Raw genomic sequence first — 18395 nt, 5'->3', positions numbered from 1 at the left:
GGCTTATGTCTGGGAAGACGAAGCGTCGGCGGGCGGATTTAGCGGAAAACGCCCCGGCCATGAGGCGTCGGGGACGCCCCGGGGCGCCGCCTGGCGCGGCGTGCCCGGGGCTTTAGAGGTCGCGGGCGACGCGGAAGCCGAGCCAGTCGGCGCGGTCTTCGGGGATGGTGTGGTTGCGGTTGGCGGAGCGGGAAAACACCGGGGCGCTGCTCCAGTCGTTGCCGCGGATCATGCGCAGGTCGCATTCGCCCTTCAGCCAGGCGCCGCCATCGGTCGGCGCGCCCACGTAGTCGCGGTTCACGCAGTCGGCCACCCATTCCCAGACGTTGCCGTGCATGTCGTAGAGGCCGAAGGCGTTGGCCGGGAAACTGCCGGCGGGGGAGCTGAAGTTGTAGCCATCGGCGGCGCCATAGGTGTTGGCATGGCGGGCGATGTCGTATTGGCCCTCGCTGTCGAAGGGGAAGGGAAACGCGTTCTGGTCGCCGCCGCGGGCCGCGTATTCGCGTTCCGCCTCGCTGAGCAGGCGATAGGGCTTGCCGGTCTTTTTCGCCAGCCAGGCGACATAGCCGTTGGCTTCGCTCCAATCCATGCAGACGGCCGGCTGTTTCGGACCCTGGGCGTAGGACGGTTTGCCGGCCTTGCAGCCGGGAGCATCCTTGGGATCGCCGTCGCCGATGCGCACCCGGGTATCCCGCAGGTAGGCATTCCACTCGCTGGCGAGCGTCTGGAACCTGGCCACCGCGAAGGGTTTGCCGATGACGACCTCGTGCTGGGGGCCTTCGTCCGGCTCCCGCCCGATTTCCCCCTCGGGTGCGCCCATGACGAAGCGACCGGCCGGCACCACCACCATTTCCGGGCAGTTCTTGCAGTCGCGGAACCGCTGTCCGGCTTTCGGCGAAGCGGCCGCCTCGGCCTGGTTGGAGAAGGGGCCGGCCAGGGTGGCCGCGAGGATGAAAAGGGGAAGAGGTCGGGGCATCGGCGCAGTCCTTTGGGCGACCGGGTGGCCGGTCGCATCGATCAGCAGGTGAGGTCGAGTTCGGCGTTCGCCGGGGTGGCCACGACTTGGCCGCGGTCCATGCGCACCAGTTGGTCGGCCACATGGAAATAACGGTCGTCGTGGGAGATCACGATGATGGTCTTGCCCAGGCGCTTCAGGTCCGGCAGCAGCTCGGTGTAGAAAATGCGGCGGAAGGTCGGATCCTGGTCGGCGGCCCATTCGTCGAACACCAGCACCGGCCGTTCGTCCAGCCAGGCATTGACCAGCGCCAGGCGCTTGCGCTGCCCGGTGGAGAGGTCGGTGGTGCTGAAGGCGCCGTCGCGGATGCTCACCTTGTGGGCGATCTCCAGGCGCTCCAGGTATTTTCCCGCATCCGCCGGAAGCGGATGTTCGCCCTGGGCCAGTTCGTCGAACAGGTAGTAGTCGGCGAAGATGGTGGTGAACAACTGGCGGTAGTCGTCCCGGTCTTCCGCCGCGACGGGCTTGCCGTTGAGGCGCACCTCGCCCTGCATGGGCGTGTAGAGCCCCAGCAGCAGCTTGATCAGCGTGGTCTTGCCGCAGCCGTTCTCCCCGACGATGAAGAGGATTTCCCCGCGACCGATATCCAGGTTCACCGGCCCCAGGCGGAAAGGTTCGCTGCCCTCGACTTCGGGGAATGCGTACTGCACGTCGCGCAGTTCCAGGGAATGCAGCGTGCGCAGCGGGCTGGGGTCGGCGCTCAACAACAGGTGCGGCTCCGGCGAAGAGAAGCGCGCGGACAGGTCGGCGATGCGGCGGAAGGCGATCTGCGCGCGGCTGACGATGGGCAGGTTGCTGATCAGGCTCTCCAGCGGGCCTTTCATGTAGAGCAGGATCAGCACGAAGCCGCTCATCACGCTGGGGTCGCGCTCCGGCCAGAGCGTCTGCAGCGCCAGGGCCAGGCCGATCACCACGAAGAACAGCATCGAGCCGAGGCTTTTCGCGATCACGAAGATGTTGATCGAGCGTACGTGGGTGTCGCAGATGCGGTCGGCGGTGCCTTGGATCTTGCGGACGAACATGTCGTGGCGTCGCGGACGGTGGATGCGCAGTTCCTTGGCGCCTTCGGCGATGGCCTGGTAGTGCTTCTGCAGCTCGTCTTCGGCCTCGCGCGCCGCATAGAAGCCCTGAATGCCCTTGTTGCGGGCGATGTATTGCACCAGCGAGCCCAGGCCGATGGCCAGCACGGTGATCAGGAACATCGGCCAGGACAGCAAGGCCAGGTAGCCCACGCAGCCGAGGATCACGGTGAGCGAAATGGCCAGCGGGGCGAAGGCGAAGGCGAAATCGCTGATGGTGTCGACGTCGTGGGTCAACACCGGGATCAGGCGATGGATGCGGTAGCGCTCGATCTGCTCGATGGGCGCCGAGAGCACCTTGGCGCCGAGGTCCTTGCGCAGGCCGGCGATGATCTTCTGCCCGACATAGTTGCTGCCGATGTCGGAAACGATGCTGCTCGCCAGGGCCAGCAGGCAGAGCCCGGCGAACGCGCCGATCAGCGCGGGGCCGAAACCGTCCTGGCTGTGCAGGCCCCGGTTGATCGTCGCCAACAACGCGGTGACGCTGAGGCCGCCGAGGATGCCGAGCAGGATGGACAGGGTGACGATCGGCCAGAACGGCTTGAGGATACTCAGCAGTTCACGGACGGCGCTGCGGGGTTCTGCGGTCATGGTCTTCCTCGGAAGCGGCGGGGCGCCGCTGTAGGGCGGGGCGGCAGCGCGACTGGCTGCCGCGCGCTACTGGTTTGAGGACGAGTTACGGAGGAGCGAATTTAAGCTCGGCTCAGGCGGGGAATCCGCGCTTCAGCAGGCTCGCGACCCGTTCCAACTGGTCGCTGTCGTTCAGCAGGCCGGGCGCCATGCGCACCAGCGGACCGGCGTCGCGATCCGTGGCGTCGGCCAGCACCCGATGGGTCTTTAGGTACTCGGCCACTCGCTCCGGGTCGACGCCGGCCAGACGGAAGAAGGTGAAGCCGGCCGACAGTTCGGGGCTGTCCGGCGTGACCAGGCTCAACCCCGGCACTTGCCTGAGGTGTTGCTTGAGCTCCGCATTGAGCTGGTGGATGCGCGCCTGGACGTCCTGCTTGCCCAGGGCGAGGTGGAACTCGAAGGCCTTGCGCAGGGCCCACTGGTGTTCGAAGGCGTGGAAGCCGCCGGGCGTCATGGTGGTGCCGAAATCCTCGCTGGCGGAAAAGCTCTCGATGGTCGGATGCAGCGCTTCCATGCCTTCCGAACGCGAACAGATGATCCCGGTGCCGCGGGGACCGAACATCCATTTATGGGTGCCGGCCATGAAGAAGTCGCAGTTCAGCTCGTCGAAGCCGACGTTCTCCACGCCGAAGCCATGGACGCCGTCGACGCAGAAGAGAATGCGGTCCCGCTCGTCGCGCTGGCGGTTACGCTCGGCGACCAGCTTGCCGATCTCGCCGATGGGCAGCTTCACCCCGCTGCCGGAGTGCACCCAGGTGAGGGCCAGGACCCGGGTGCGCGGGCTGAGATTGGCGTTTACGGAGGCAAGCACTTCGTCCACCGACACCCGGTGCGGGTCCTGGAACAGGCGGATGGTGCGGATGGGCGTGCCGTCCTTGTCCGCGCGAAAGCGCAGCGCGCCCTTGGTGGCGTAGTGTTCGTGGTGGCTGGTCAGGACTTCCTGGCCGGGCCGGATGATCAGCCCGTTGTAGACCAGCCCGATCCCCTCGGTGGTGCTGCCGGTGAGGGCGATCTGCGAGGTCTTCACGCCGAGGTAGCGGGCGGCCCAGGCGCGGGACTCGTCTTCGTGGCGCCAGATGGAACGGTAATCCATTTCCTCGGCGGGGTTGCGGTCGATGCGTCGCCGATGGGCCTCGATATCCTCGCGGACGATCCGTGGGTGCGAGGCGATGAGAAAGCCCGCCAGGTGGATGTAGCGATCGTCCAGCTCGAACTCGGCGCGAACCCGCTGCCAGCGCTCCGCCGAGGTCGGCGCGGCGCCGGACGAACCCGTGTCCCGGGGCCCGGGTGTCGCGGCGCAGGCCTGGAGCTGTAGGCCGGCGGCGAGCAGGCCGGCTTTTTTGAGAAAGTTTCTCCGATCGTCCACGGTGGCGTTCCTTACTTCTTGATGGCGGAAAGGGTCAGGGGGTCGCGACGGGCGCGGCGCGCCCCTGGACGTCGCCCCACACGCGGAGGAAGTTGCCGGCCCAGAGCTTGGCGATGTCCGCGTCGCTGTAGCCGCGGCGAATCAGTTCGGCGGTGACGTTGCGGTTGTCGCCGACGTTCTTCCAATCCTCCAGGCCGCCACCGTCGTTGAAGTCCGAGCTGATCCCGACGTGGTCGATGCCGATCTTTTTCACCGCGTAGTCGATGGCGTCGCCCAGGTCCCGGGTGCTGGCCTTGGGTTCCTCGTCGAGGATTCCATAGAGCGCCTTGGCGTATTCGCCGAATTTCTTTTCCGGCCAGATGGCGATGGCCGGATCGCCCGGCATCAGCGCCATGGCCAGGTTGGGCAGGGGTTGCAGGCCGAAGCGCGCGCGCAGCGCTTCGAGCTTGTCGCGGCTGGGCTGGCTCAAGGGGCGCAAGTAGCTGGAAAAACCGACGATCTGCACCACGCCGCCGCTGTTCTTGATCAGTTGCAGTTCGCGGTCGCTGAGGTTGCGCGGAATATCCACCAGGGCGCGTACCGCGGAGTGGGAGGCGACGACCGGCGCGCGGCTGAGGGCGACGACCTGTTCCAGCGCCTTGCTGGACATCTGCGAGACGTCGATGATCACGCCCAAATCGTTGAGCCGGCCGACCGCCTGCCTGCCGATCGGCGACAACCCGTCCAGGGCGTCGGGCGAATCGTTGAAGAATGGCAGCGGGCGCGACGAGTCGGCCCAGTCGTTGTTGCCGACATAGCTGAAGCCGAACATGCGCATGCCGCGCGCCGCCCATTTATCCAACTGGTCGAGGTCGTCGCCCAGCGGGTAGGCATTGAGCATGCTGATGAACAGGGCGAACTTGCCCTCGCCGGCGAGGCGACGGAAGTCGTCCGGGGTATAGGCGATGCCCACCTGGTGGGGGAAGTCGCGGGCGATGCCGGTGATGATCCGGTAACGCATCTCTTGCTGGTGCCGAGCTTCCTCGACGAAGCCGGGCGTGGGCCGATGCGGCGCGTTCGGGCCATTCCATAGCTCCGGCCAGCCGAACACGGTGAGGGCCGCGCCGGACAGGCGTCCTCGTCCGGCCTTGGCCAGGTCGAACTGGTCGTCGCCATCCTTGTCCGCTTCGTTGCCCTCGCTGCCGAACGCCAGGGGCACGGTGATGTGGCTGTCGAACGAAAGGATACGCTCCTGCAGTTCGTGGGCTCTTTTCACCTGTTCCCGGGAGGGGCTGTCGGGATCGAGCCAGGGGTATTTCCAGGCCAGGAGTGCGCCGGCGATCCCCAGGACCACCAGCAGGGCCAGGCCCAGGAAAAGCGCTTTTTTCGTTCGCGATGTCGTCATTGGGGTCCGGTGCCGGGCGGGTTGCAATGCGCGCGGCCTTAACCCATGGCCGTGCATTCGTCAGGGTGTGACGAGCCATCGACGGGAAAATTTAGCGACGGTCGCCCGTCCCGCGTCGCGAGGCATGCCCTTTAAATTTGCCGTCCCATGGAACGTCCTTGCTGGATAACGCAGGCTGGGCTGGATCGGGTAGGACGATGGCGGTATCGCGACGGGGATTCATGGCTGGCTTGGCGTTGACGGGCGCGGTGATCCCGGCGGCCGTCTATACGCCGCGTCAGCTGATTCGGGTGGACGAACCGGTGACCCCCGGCGAGGCCAGTGTCGACCTGCCGGATACCGATGCCATACGCCTGGCGGACAAGCTGCGCGGCATCTGGAGCCTGCGCTTCCTCGGCGCCGACGCGGGCCTGGAGGGGCTTCCCCTTGAGCCGGTCGAGCTGTTCCTCGATATCGCGCCGCGGGGCCGTGGCTTGACCGGGTGCCTGGGACGGGCGTCCACCTTGCGCGGCGACGCCGATCCGGAGTACCGGGTGCTCGGCGACCTGGCCGAGGCGAGTGCCAGCGAGGTGCGCTGGCAATTAATCGGCCGAGACAGCCCGACGGACTCCCCGAGTCACGAATGCAGCGCGGTGCTCGACGAGGTCTGGGACGACTGGGGCGAGGCCGGCAGCGGCACCCTCAGCGGCCGCATCCGTCGCTTGGACCGGCCCTTGGGCGCGCCGGAGACCGATTGCCGATTCGTCGCCAGCAAGCGTCCCTTCCCCCCGGCGCGGGAACGCATCGGCCTGAATCCCGCGTTGCTGGCCTGGTTGATTTCGCCCCGGCACCGCCTGTTCCATCAGCTCTGGCATGCCACGCGGGACAAATGGCACCGTCTTCCCGAGGACAAGCGCGAAGCCCTGCGCGGCATCGGCTGGCAACCCGGCCCGCGCGGCGCGGAGCGGGACGCACGGGGCCCGATCAAGCACCGCAACGGTTCCGGCGTGGATTTCTTCTTCATGCACCGGCACATGCTGGCCAGGGCTCGCAGCCTGCAGGCGCTGCCATCGTGGCGGCGCCTGCCGCTGCCGCTGCAACCCCTGGAGTACGATCGCCGCGCCTTCGCCCGCTACTACGATAACCAGGATGGTTTCTCGGTACCGCCCGCCTGGGTGGCGACGGACGACGAGGATCTCAGCCAATGGCTGCACGACATCAAGAGCGCCGAGACCTTTCACAGCAACTTCCAGGTCTGGGAGTCGCGCTACCGCGACCCGCGCTACCTGTCGCGCTTGACCCTCGGCGCCTTCGGCTCGGAAATGGAGCTGGGCATGCACGACTGGCTGCACATGCGCTGGGCCAGCGTCACCCGCGACCCCGCTAACGGCATGCCGGTCATGGGCGATCGCGACCCGTCGGATTTCGCGCCTCGCTGGTTCGATGCGGAGAACGACTTTCTCGGCGATCCGTTCTCTTCCCACGTGAACCCGGTGTTCTGGTATTTCCACGGCTGGATCGATGACCGCCTGGACGATTGGTATCGCGCCCACGAGCGCTACCATCCGGGCGAAGTGGTGCGGCTCGAGGTCGCCGGCGTGCCTTGGTTCGCTCCAGGACGCTGGGTCGAAGTCGGCGATCCCTGGCTGGGCGCGTCGACCCACGGCTGCGGCGATCCCGGCAGCGCGGTGGAACAGCCCGCGGAAATGGAAATCGAGACCATGAAGCTGGCATTGCGCATCATCTTCAGCGGCGATCGTTCGGTGCCCGAGCTGCTGCGGCGCACCCCGCGACGGCCCTGGTATGCGCGCAACCTGAGCAATCGCCGGACCTGAGTCGGGGCGGGGCTCAGCCCTTCCGCGGCGCTTCCCTCCAGCCTCCGCCCAGGGCCTTGTAAAGGGCCACGGAGGCCTGCAAGCGCGCCAAACGCAGGCGCACCTGCTCGTCCTGTGCCTGATAAAGGGTCCGCTGGGTTTCCAGCACGTTGAGCAAGGTTTCCGCGCCCGCGCGGTAGCGTTCCTCGGCCAGTCGGAAGGCGCGTTCGGCTTCGTCCCGCTCCAGGGACTGCCAGTGCCGCTGGCGATCCAGGCCCTCGATCGCGTTCAGGGCGGTCTCGACGTCGGCGAAGGCGGCGAGAATGGCACCACGGTACTCGTGCAGCAGCGCCTGGCGCTCCGCTTCGACGCCCTCGCGCTGGGCGGCGAGGCGCCCGTGATTGAAGACCGGCGCGGTCAGGCCCGCCGTCAGGGTATAGAAGGGGCTGTGCAGCAGGTGCGAGGCGCGCTCGGCGCCGCTGCCCAGGCTGGCGCCCAGGTTCAGGCGGGGCAGCAGCGCGGCGCGGGCGACCTGCACGTCGGCGTCCGCGGCTGCCAGCCGGGCCTCGGCGGCGGCGATGTCCGGGCGGCGGCCGAGCAGTTCGCTGGGCAGGCCCGCTCCGATCTCCGGCCAGCGCAGGTCGGCGAGGGTCGAGGTGCCCAGGTCGATCCGCTGGACGGGCTCGCCGAGCAGCCTGGCCAGGGCCACTCGCGTGTCCTCCAGTTCCTGCCGGATCAGGGGCAGTTGGCGTTGCTGGCGTGCCACCAGGCTGCGTTGTTGCGCGAGCTCCAGCGCCGTGGCGGCTCCCGACTCATGGCGGGTCTCCACCAGTCGCAGCACCTGCTGGGCATTGTCCAGGTCCAGCTCGGCGATACGGCTGCGTTCGCGCAGCGCCAGGATGCGCAGGTAGGTATCGGCCACACTGGCCAGCACGCTCAGTTCGAGGGCCGCCCGGTCGAACGCGCTGGCGTGCCAGGCCTGTTCGGCGCGGGCTTGCGAGGCCGCCCGGGCGCCCCAGAAATCCACCTCGTAGCTGGCACTGAAGGACAGGTCGAACAGCTCGATGCTCGGATCGTCCTCGCTGGCATCCAGGTCGCGATTGCCGGTGCCGCTGAGCAGTCGTTCCCGCTCGGCCTGCAGGTCGGCGCTCACCTCCGGCCAGGACGCGGCGCCGGCAACCCGGATGTCCGCCCGTGCGCGGCGTACCCGCGCGCTGGCGGCGGCGACGTCCTGGCTACCTGCGCGGGCCCGTTCTATCAGGGCGTCCAGTTCCGCGCTGCGAAAGCGCTTCCACCAGTCGCGGGCGCTGTCGAGCTCGGCCGCGGTGGATGCGGCCTGCCAGCGTTCCGGCGCCGTCACGCCGCTGGCGGGGCGCAACGGCGTGTCGCCGCAGGCGCTCAGCAGCAGGCACAGGGCGAGGGGGGCGGGTTTCTTGATGAAGACGCTCATTGTCCACTCAGGGCGATCACGGGATCGAGTCGGGCCGCCTTGCGCGCGGGCATGAAGCCGAAGATCACCCCGGTGGCCAGCGCGCAGGCGAAAGCGCCCAGCATTGACGAGAGGGAGAACACCACCGCGATGTCGGCCACGGACAGCGCGCCGCCGATCAGCAGGGCCAGGCCGATGCCTACCACGCCGCCGACCAGGGACAACAGCGTCGCTTCGGTGAGGAATTGCCGCAGGATGTCACGGTGCCGGGCGCCGGTGGCCATGCGGATGCCGATCTCGCGGGTGCGCTCGCGGACCGTCATGAGCATGATGTTCATCACGCCGATCCCGCCCACCAACAGGGAAATCGCGGCGATGGCGCCAAGCATCAGCGACAGGGTATTGCGCGTGCGGGCCTCCGCCTGGATCAGCGCGGCATTGTTGGTCAACTGGTAATCGCGCACGCCGCGGTGCAGACGCAGCATGAGCGTGTCGATGGCCCGTTCGGCTTCGTGCACGCGATCCGCGTCCGCCGCCGCGATGATCACGTATTCCGGGTCCTGGCTGCCGAACAGCCGGATGCTGGCGGCGGAGTAGGGGACCACGATGCGTTCGTCGCTGTCGGAGTCCCCCGAGGCGGCACCCTTGCCGCTGAGGATGCCGATGACCTGGAAGGGGGCGTTTTCGATGAACAGGTAGCGCCCGATGGGGTCGGGCACCCCCTTGAACACCCGTTCGCGGACCTTCTGGCCGATCACCGCCACGGGCGCAGCCATCGCTTCGTCCTGGGCGGTGAAGAAGGTGCCTTCGACCACCGGCCAATTGAGGATGGCCGGGAAGTCGACGCCGCTGCCGCCGGTGTACATGACGTGGTCGACGTTGCCATAGCGCACCACCGTATGCGCCCCGTTGACCGGCATGATCATCTTGACCTGTGGCAACCCGGCGAGGGCCCCCACGTCGGCGAGGCTGATGACGCCCTCGGGCGTGCGTGGCGTCGGCGAATAGCCGCCCAGGTAGATGATGTTGGAGCCGAAGGCGCCCATCTGCGCCATGACCCGGCGCTTGCTGCCTTCGCCGACCGCCAGCATGACCACCACCGAAGCCACGCCGATGACGATCCCCAGCAGGGTCAGCGCGGTGCGGAAGCGGTTCAACCACATGACGCGCCAGGCCGCCTGGAGCGCATCGCGCAATTCGTTCCGCCAAACGCCGGCTGTCGTGCTGCCCCGGGCCAGGCGCTCGCGCAGGCCGCCAACCGCTGGGGCGGCATTCGGCGCAGGCATGTCCGGGGCGATCCTGCTGTCGCTGATGATCAGGCCATCGCGGATCTCGATCACACGCCTGGCCCGGGCAGCGACTTCCCGGTCGTGGGTGATGAGGATCACCACGTGGCCTTGCGCGGCCAGCTCGTCCAGCAGCTTCATCACTTCGGCGCCGCTGTGGCTGTCCAGTGCGCCGGTCGGCTCGTCGGCCAGGATGATGTAGCCGCCGTTCATCAGGGCGCGGGCGATCGAGACACGTTGCTGCTGGCCTCCGGAAAGCTGGTGGGGGCGGTTGTCGGTTCGCCCGGCGAGGCCAAGGCGCTCGAGCAGCGCCAAGGCGCGTTGCCGGCGCTGCGCTGCCGGGGTGCCGGCGTAGATCGCCGGCATTTCGACGTTTTCCCGCGCCGACGACGAGGCGATCAAGTGGTAGCCCTGGAAGACGAAGCCGAACGCCTCCCGGCGCAGCCAAGCCAGTTCGTCGCTCTGCAAGGCGGCCACATCCAGGCCGGCGAAGCGATAGGTGCCGGCACTGGGGCGGTCCAGGCAGCCGATGATGTTCATCAGGGTGGATTTGCCGGAGCCCGAACTGCCGACAATGGCGACGAACTCCCCGGGATGGATCGACAGGCTGATGCCGCGCAGCACCTCGATGCGCGGCGAATCCTTGCCGCCATAGGCTTTGCGCACGTCGTCCAGGGCGATGAGCGGAACCTGCGGATCGAGGCTGTCGGCAGCCGGGGTCGACCTGTCCATTCAACCGTCCAGGTCGGCGGAAGGGCTGAGCAGGAGGCGTTCGCCTTCCTCCAGACCGGACAATACCTGCACCGACAGGCGATCGCTCAGGCCGGTGCGAATCCGCCGGGCGCGTACCTCACCGTCGGCGTCGAGCACCCGCGCCAGCTGGCTGTCGGATTCGCCCGCTGGCGACAAGGCGGAGAGCGGGACGGTGAGCACGTCCTTGGCCTGGCCGGAGACGAAAAAGACCTGCGCGGTCATCTCCGCCATCAGCGCGTGGTCGTCGTTATCCACGTCCAGCAGCACGGTATAGAGCACCACCCGGCCGCTGCCGCTCTGGCCGGCTGGGCTGCCGCCGCCCTGGCTCATCTGCTCCAGGGGGCGCGGCGGAATCGGCAGGATCTGGCGCACCGCGCCGGTCCAGCGAAGGTTGGTACCGCTCAGGGTGGTGAAATAGGCCTGCATGCCGGGTTTGACTCGACCGATGTCGGCTTCGGAAACCTGTGCCCAGACCGTCATCGGCGACAACTTGGCGATGCGCAGGATCAACGGCGTCTGTTGTTGGGCGTTCAGGGTCTGGCCTTCGCGGGCGTTCAGTGCCGCCACGGTGCCGGAAATCGGTGCGTAGATGCGCGTATAGCCCAGTTCGGCTTCGTCGCTGCGCAGGGTGGCGCGGGCCTGGCCGATCTGCGCCTGGTACATGTCGATGCGCGCCTGGGTGGAGCGCACCTGCGCCTGGGCGGCCTGGACATCCTCTTCGCGGGTGGCGCCCCCGGCTGCCAGGCGTTGTTGGCGCAGCAACTGCTGGCGCGCCAGCGCATGCTGGGCGCGTTGTTCCTCCAGTTGAGCCTCCAGGGTCTTGATGGAGAAGAGGCCGGCGTCCACCCGGGCGCGCTGGGTGGCGGGGTCGATCTCCACCAGTAGCTGGCCTTCCTCGACCTGGTCGCCGACTTCGACGTGGAGTTTGCGGATTTGCCCCGAGGCCTGGGCACCGACGTCCACGTAACGGCGTGGCTGCAAGGTGCCCAGCGCGGTGACGCTGCTTTCGATATCGCCGCGGCGGACCTGGACGGTGGCGTGCGAGTCGGCTTGGGAAAACGCACGCCAGGTCAGGAACAGGAGTCCCGAGGCGATGCAGATGGCGAGTGACACAGGGCGGCGGAGGACGCTCATGGATAGAAAAGGCTCGACCGGCCAGACAGCGACGTTCTCTGGCACGCAATGCTCAAGGAGGAACGCATGCGTGGCGGATAAATTTACTGGTGTCGCCCGCTCCGGTGCGAGGCGGGAAGGGGCAGCGCCACGAGGCGCGAAAAACGTTTCAGCGACGGCTCAGCAGGGTGCTGCCGTCGTCCAGTTGGGCCAGCTTGACCGGCAGCACCTTGGGCAGGGTGGCGATCAGGCCCTCGATGTTGTGGATGCTGTAGATGCCACCCACCCTGATCCGACCGATGGACGTGTCCGCCAGCACCACCGGATGCCGGCGGTAGCGATTGATCAGGGGCAGCGCCTCGGCGAGGGAGAGGTCGTCCAGGATCAGCTTGCCTTCGCGCCAGGCCAGCGCCTGCGCATTCGCCGAGTCGATGTGCGGCTGGACGTCCGCCCTGCCATAACTCGCCTGCATGCCCGCGGTGAGGCCGCTGCTCTGGCCTTGGCTGCGGTCGCTGTTGACCTTCACCGAGCCTTCCGTGACGGTCACCACCACGTCGTCCCGGTAGGTCCAGACGTTGAAGCGGGTGCCGGTGACGGTGATCGAGCCGGAACCGGCCTCCACCACGAAGGGGTGGGCGGGATCGTGGCTGACCGTGAAGAAGGCTTCGCCTTCCTGCAGGGCCACGTTGCGGCGGTCCTTGTAGTTGCTGAAGGACAGGCGGGTATCCAGGTTCAGGTCGACCCGGCTGCCGTCCGGCAGCACCACTTCACGCTGGGAAATGTCGGCCTGGTAGCGGCGGTAATCGTCCGGTAGCCAACCCATGTTCCAGCCCAGGTACGCGGCGGCGGGCAGCGCCAGCAAGGCGATGGCCGCGGCCAACCCGTAAGAGTGCCAGGCGCGGCGCGGCGATCCGCTCGCTCGCGGGGCGTCGATGCGGGATTCCGCTGTGGCCGCGGGTTCGGCTGTCAGGCCCGGTTCCAGGAACGCGCTGATCTCCCAGATTTCCAGCATGGCGAGGTACTCGCGGGCATGCTCGGGGCTCGTCGCCAGCCAGCATCGAAAGGCCTCCCGCTCCTGGGCGCTGCAATCTTCTGCGTGGATGCGCATGCACCAACGAGCCGCCTCCTCGACCAAGGCGTCGTTCTCGGCGGGCGCGGGAGAGGAGGTGTTCATCGGACTGGTCGATTACCTGTGATGTGTCCGATCTTCGACGGGGGCGAAAACATCGGGCTTTAAATGTGGATGAGAATTATTATAAATTTAGTGGTTTCATACTGCCAGCATCTTGGTCGTCGGACGCATCGCCTGTACTTTGCCATTCGCGGGCACGTGACATTCGCTGGAGAACGGGTTTGGATAACTATTATCGGGAGCTGGTGAAGTTTCTTACCACGACGCTGGGGGACCGTCACCTGGCCGCGGACGTCGCCCACGACGCTTATTTGCGCGTGCTTGAGCGATCGAGTCAAGTCGTCATCGAACAGCCCCGTGCTTTCCTCTATCGCACCGCCATCAATATTTCCATCGATTTGCATCGACGCAACCAGGCGCGGCCCAGCGAATCGATCGACGTTCTCGATTGCGAAGACCAGTGTCCCGGCTCCTCGCCCCATCACTCGCTGTACCGGGATCAGCGCCTGGCGCTGGTCAATCGCGCGCTCGCGGAGCTCTCCGGCGTCTGCCGCGAGGCCTTTCTGCTGCGCAAACTCGAGGGCCTGTCGCACCCGGTCATCTCGGAGCGGCTCGGGATATCCAAGGACATGGTGGAAAAGCACATCGTCAACGCGATGAAGCATTGCCGCATGCGCATGCGCGAGTGGGAAAGCTGAGCGACGCGGAGCGTCCGCCGCTAAATTTTCGAACAGGCCTCTCGTTACTTCGAGCACGACGCCCGCAGGCGCTCCCGAGAGGGCGAGCGCTGTCGGCGAGACCCCGTACTCGAGGACATGCAGATGAATCCGGCACCTTCTTCCGCCGCCGATACGCTCCACGACATGATCGGCATCGGCTTCGGCCCCTCCAATATCGCCCTGGCCATCGCTCTGGACGAGCACGCCCGCCAACAGGGTGCGCTGGACGTATTGTTCCTCGACAAACAGGCCGACTACCGTTGGCATGGCAACACGCTGGTGAGCCAGAGCGAACTGCAGATCTCCTTCCTCAAGGACCTGGTTTCCCTGCGCGACCCGACCAGCCCTTACTCGTTCGTGAACTACCTGCACAAGCAGGGGCGCCTGGTGGATTTCATCAACCTGGGCACCTTTTATCCCTGCCGGATGGAGTACAACGATTACCTGCGCTGGGTCGCCGCTCACTTCGCTGATCGCTGCCGCTATGGCGAACAGGCCATCGCCGTCGAGCCCCAGGTGAACGCGGGCCAGGTCGAGCACTTGCGCGTGGTTTCCCTGGACGCACAGGGTCGCCAACAGGTCAGGCGCACCCGTTCGGTGGTGGTCAGCGCCGGCGGCACGCCGAAATTCCCTCAGCCCTTCGCCCATCTGCGCGACGAACCGCGGGTATTCCATCATTCCCATTACCTGGAGCGCATGGCGCAGCAGCCTTGCGTCCAGGGAAAACCCATGCGCATCGCGATCATCGGGGGAGGGCAGAGCGCGGCCGAGGCATTCATCGACCTCAATGACGGGTTCACCTCGGTGCAGGTGGACATGATCCTGCGCGGGTCCTCGCTGAAACCGGCGGACGACAGCCCCTTCGTCAACGACATCTTCTCCCCGGCGTTCACCGACCTCATCTTCGGCCAGGAAAGTGCCGAGCGGGAGCGGTTCATCCGTGAGTACCACAACACCAATTACTCGGTGGTCGACCTGGCGCTGATCGAGCGCATCTACGGCATCCTCTACCGGCAGAAGGTATCCGGCCAGCACCGCCATGCCGTGCGCTGCCTGTGTGCGGTGGACGCGGCGACGGCTTCGGCGCAAGGCATCGACCTGAGCCTGCGCGACACGGCCACCGGCGCGACCGAGACCCGTCGCTATGATGCCGTGATTCTCGCCACCGGCTATGAGCGCCAGGCCCATCGCCAATTGCTCGAATCGGTCGAGCCTTACCTCAACGAATATCAGGTCGGCCGCGATTACCGCATCCAGGCCGCTCCCGGCTTCAATGCCGCCGTTTACATGCAGGGCTTCTGCCAAGCCAGCCATGGCCTGAGCGACACCCTGCTGTCGGTGCTGCCGATTCGCGCCGAGGAAATCGCCGCATCGCTCTACGCCTTCATCGGGCGCCAGGGGCTGCCTGCGACGAGCGTCGGCACCGAGGCCTTGCTGGCCAGTTGACGGCGATACCGAAGGTCCCATGGCGGACCCCTTGATCGAGACGAGCGGAAGGAAGCAGGCGTGCGCAGGATACTGGCAAGCGTAGTGGGTGTGATGGCGGCCAGCGTTGCGTATGCCGCGCCGGTGAAAGGCTCGGATGAAGCGACGCAGATTCGATGGACCCGCTACGGCGTACCGCACATCAAGGCCGCGGATGAACGCGGGCTGGGCTATGGAATCGGCTATGCCTACGCCAAGGACAATCTTTGCCTGCTCGCCGACGAAGTGATCACCGCCCGCGGCGAGCGGGCACGCTTCTTCGGGCGCGAGGGGCAATCCTCCGCCGAGCTGGATAATGTCAGCTCTGATTTCTTCTTTCGCTGGCTGAACGGCGATGCCGCATTGGCGGCGTTCTGGGACGCCCAGAGCGAACCGGTACGCGGTTTGCTAAGCGGGTACGCCAAAGGCTTCAACCGGTACCTGCGGGAGACGCCCTTCGTCGAACAGCCGGTCGCTTGCCGGGGGCAAGCCTGGCTTCGCCCGATTTCCGAACGGGACTTGGTCGGCCTGACGCGACGTCTGCTGGTGGAGGGCGGCATCGGACGGTTCGCCCAGGCCATGCTGGCCGCGGCGCCGCCGGGACGGCAGGACGCCCGGGTGTCGACAGCCGACCCGGGATTCGCATTGGCCACGCGCAACTGGAACGACTTCGCCTTGCAGCGTGGCAGCAATGCGCTGGCCATCGGGGCGGAGCGCTCCAGCAACGGCCATGGTATGTTGCTGGCCAATCCGCACTTTCCCTGGTCGGGTGCCTTGCGCTTCTATCAGTTGCACCTGACCATTCCCGGTCGCATGGATGTCATGGGGGCGGCCCTGCCCGGTCTGCCGGTGGTGAACATCGGCTTCAACCGTAGCCTGGCCTGGACCCACACGGTGGATACCTCCAGTCATTTCACCCTGCATCGCCTGCAACTGGACCCGACCGACCCGACTCGCTATCGCGTGGAGGGGCAACCAGAGACCCTGCGAAAACGTACCCTGAGCATCGAAGTGCGCGAGGCGGACGGCCGACTCGGCACGCTCGAGCACGACATCTATCTTTCGCGGTTCGGCCCGTTGGTGAAATGGCCGGGCTTGCTGGATTGGAGCGCGGACCAGGCGTTTGCCTTGCACGATGCCAATCTGGATAACACGCGTGTGCTGCAGCAGTGGCTGGAGATGGACCAGGCCGACAGCCTGGCGACCTTCCGCGCCGCCGTCGAACGCGTGCAGGGCATTCCCTGGGTCAACACCCTGGCGGTGGACGACCAGGGTACTGCGCTCTACATGAATGCCTCGGTAGTGCCCGAGATCGCACCGCCGGCGCTGGCCTCCTGCGTCGATCCCGCCTTCGCGGAAAAGGGCTTGCCCGTGCTCGACGGTTCCCGCAGCGAATGCGAATGGAGCCATGAGACCGGCGCCGCGCAACCCGGGATCGTTCCGGCGAACCGACTGCCTGTCTTGCAGCGGCGGGACTTCGTGCAGAACTCCAACGATAGCGCCTGGCTGAGCAACCCCGCCGAGCCACTGGTGGGCTACTCGCCATTGCAAAGCCGAGAGGGCGGCGAACTGGGGATGCGCGCGCGTTTCACATTGCAGCGCTTGGCAGCCCATGAAGCCGCGCCGCTCGACGAGGCCTTTCTCAAAGGCTTGGTCGATGGCAACCAGGTCCATCTGGCCGAGCTCTTGGAGACCGACCTTTCCCAGTTGTGTTCGGCCCACAAGGGCGACATGCACTCTGCGTGCGATGCGATCATGCAATGGAGCCGCCGTGCGGACGGCAGCCCAGGCTGGCTGTATTTCCAGGCCTTCGCCGAACGGTTCCTGGAAATCGAAAAGGCCTGGCGCGTGCCCTTCGACCCACAGGACCCCCTGCGCACCCCCCGGGGGATCGCGCTGGAGAAAACCGACGTGGCCGCGCAGGTGCGCGCCGCCCTGGAAATTGCCAAGCGAGAGGTCGATGCCTCGCCTGCGCTCAAATGGGCACAGGAAGGCGCATTGCAGGTGGCGGTGCGGGGTAACCGTCGCCTGGCCATCCCAGGCGGGGAGGGTGAGTTGGGGGTCTACAACGCCATTCAGTCTCGCCCGAACCTACAGGGCCAGCGCGAAGTGATCGGGGGCAGCAGTTACATCCAACTGGTGACCTTTGACAGTTCGGGCCCCAAGGCGCAAGGGCTCCTGACCTTCTCGCAGTCGACCAACCCGGCCTCGCCCCATTTCCTCGACCAAACGGAGGCGTTTTCCCGTCAACGCTGGCATAGGTTGCCGTTCACCGACGCGGAAATCCTCGCCGACCCGCAGTACAGAAGCCTGCGCCTGAACGAGTGAAGGCAAAACCGGCCCAGGCCTTTCGAGCAGGTGCCTGCGCGTCGCACTTCGCCAACATCGGTATGGAGCGCTCGTTTACCGCTCGTAAATGGCGCGCTTCCTTATCGGTTTTTGGAACCGCCCGACCCGCCCGGCGGTTTTCCGTCGAGAACGCCGGGCTTGGTATACCCAAGCGAAGGGCGCCAGTATTATCGCGCACCGATTACCTTTCGAGGCGAGCGCACCGTGCTTCTGTTGAAAAATCCTCACGCATTGATTCGCGGCGGTTTGCTTTCCGGGCTGATCCTTCTGGCGGGATGTGCCGGGCCGGCGTTATCCCCCAGGCTGCACGCGTTGCCCGAAACGGTGGAGCTGGCCGGCGTACCATTTTTCCAGCAGCGTTCCTATCAAAGCGCTCCGGCGAGCCTTGCCAGCTTGCTGACCTTCCAGGGTGAAGTGATCACGCCGGGCTTGCTGGAAAGGCCCCTGCACCTCCCGGGCGATGAAAGCGATTTGCGCCAGCGCATGAGGGATGAGGCTGTCCGGCATGGTTTGTTGGTCTATCCGCTGCAACCGAATCTCGATGATTTGTTCGTGCAGGTCGCGGCGGGCAATCCTGTCCTGGTTCATCTCAACGAGGGCTGGATGGCCGCGAATCGATTTGCGCTATTGATCGGCTATGACCGCATCAAACGTATTGTCTGGCTCAGGGCCGGTGCCGAGCGACGCCTGCCGATGAGCTTTTCCAAGTTCGCGTCGGCCTGGAGCGATGCCGGCCACTGGGCGGTTCTGGTTCAGTCTCCCGCCAAGGTGCCGGCGGATGTCGACCGGCAAATTTGGCTCCAGGGCGCGGATGCCCTGGAAAGGGCTGGCCAGGGCGACGCGGCCGCGGTAGCCAGGCGTCAATTGGGCGATTGATTGCCGT

The 18395-nt window shown here is 66.5% G+C and carries 13 protein-coding genes; 5 read left to right on the top strand and 8 right to left on the bottom strand.

Annotated elements, in window-relative coordinates; genetic code table 11:
- Positions 1-112: 112 nt before the first annotated feature.
- From OGL92_RS02565 to pvdM, 4 genes are all read right to left on the bottom strand, one after another.
- On the bottom strand, positions 113-976 hold the full coding sequence (locus OGL92_RS02565) for a formylglycine-generating enzyme family protein (RefSeq protein ID WP_263139964.1): 864 nt from the start codon (positions 974-976) through the stop codon (positions 113-115).
- Between the two features lie 41 nt (positions 977-1017).
- Entirely contained in the window at positions 1018-2685 is a 1668-nt protein-coding gene (locus OGL92_RS02560) for a cyclic peptide export ABC transporter (RefSeq protein ID WP_263139961.1), read from the bottom strand.
- Between the two features lie 112 nt (positions 2686-2797).
- A complete protein-coding gene (locus OGL92_RS02555) occupies positions 2798-4090 on the bottom strand; it encodes an aminotransferase class V-fold PLP-dependent enzyme (protein WP_263139955.1) in 1293 nt (430 codons plus the stop codon).
- A 34-nt stretch (positions 4091-4124) separates the two neighbouring features.
- On the bottom strand, positions 4125-5474 hold the full coding sequence (gene pvdM, locus OGL92_RS02550) for a pyoverdine-tailoring dipeptidase-like protein PvdM (protein ID WP_263139946.1): 1350 nt from the start codon (positions 5472-5474) through the stop codon (positions 4125-4127).
- A gap of 197 nt (positions 5475-5671) precedes the next feature.
- Here pvdM and OGL92_RS02545 point away from each other — a divergent pair, with 197 nt between their 5' ends.
- Positions 5672-7288: a PvdJ/PvdD/PvdP-like protein gene (locus OGL92_RS02545; RefSeq protein ID WP_263139944.1), complete on the top strand. Its 1617-nt coding sequence runs from the start codon at positions 5672-5674 to the stop codon at positions 7286-7288.
- 13 nt (positions 7289-7301) lie between these two features.
- Here OGL92_RS02545 and OGL92_RS02540 read toward each other — a convergent pair whose 3' ends face one another.
- From OGL92_RS02540 to OGL92_RS02525, 4 genes are all read right to left on the bottom strand, one after another.
- A complete protein-coding gene (locus OGL92_RS02540) occupies positions 7302-8717 on the bottom strand; it encodes an efflux transporter outer membrane subunit (protein WP_276583686.1) in 1416 nt (471 codons plus the stop codon).
- Positions 8714-10714, bottom strand: coding sequence for a MacB family efflux pump subunit (locus OGL92_RS02535; RefSeq protein WP_263139943.1), 2001 nt, complete (start codon positions 10712-10714; stop codon positions 8714-8716). Before OGL92_RS02535 ends, OGL92_RS02540 begins: the two co-directional genes overlap by 4 nt.
- The gene (locus OGL92_RS02530; protein ID WP_263139940.1) at positions 10715-11869 is read right to left on the bottom strand and encodes an efflux RND transporter periplasmic adaptor subunit; all 1155 of its coding nucleotides are present in this window, start codon (positions 11867-11869) and stop codon (positions 10715-10717) included.
- A gap of 148 nt (positions 11870-12017) precedes the next feature.
- A complete protein-coding gene (locus tag OGL92_RS02525) occupies positions 12018-13022 on the bottom strand; it encodes a FecR family protein (RefSeq protein ID WP_263139938.1) in 1005 nt (334 codons plus the stop codon).
- A gap of 179 nt (positions 13023-13201) precedes the next feature.
- Here OGL92_RS02525 and OGL92_RS02520 point away from each other — a divergent pair, with 179 nt between their 5' ends.
- From OGL92_RS02520 to OGL92_RS02505, 4 genes are all read left to right on the top strand, one after another.
- Entirely contained in the window at positions 13202-13678 is a 477-nt protein-coding gene (locus OGL92_RS02520) for a sigma-70 family RNA polymerase sigma factor (RefSeq protein ID WP_263139935.1), read from the top strand.
- Between the two features lie 123 nt (positions 13679-13801).
- Positions 13802-15145, top strand: a complete 1344-nt coding sequence (locus tag OGL92_RS02515) for a SidA/IucD/PvdA family monooxygenase (protein WP_263139931.1) — start codon at positions 13802-13804, stop codon at positions 15143-15145.
- Between the two features lie 60 nt (positions 15146-15205).
- Positions 15206-17491, top strand: a complete 2286-nt coding sequence (locus tag OGL92_RS02510) for an acylase (RefSeq protein ID WP_263139928.1) — start codon at positions 15206-15208, stop codon at positions 17489-17491.
- Positions 17492-17716: 225 nt separating this feature from the next.
- A complete protein-coding gene (locus tag OGL92_RS02505; protein WP_263139922.1) occupies positions 17717-18388 on the top strand; it encodes a hypothetical protein in 672 nt (223 codons plus the stop codon).
- Positions 18389-18395 lie beyond the last annotated feature (7 nt).

Source organism: Pseudomonas sp. RIT-PI-AD (assembly GCF_025642785.1).
In the GTDB taxonomy this organism is placed as follows: Bacteria; Pseudomonadota; Gammaproteobacteria; order Pseudomonadales; family Pseudomonadaceae; genus Pseudomonas_T.
Note: the sequence above shows the minus strand (reverse complement) of the source record. Positions and strands in the feature narration are given on the sequence as shown.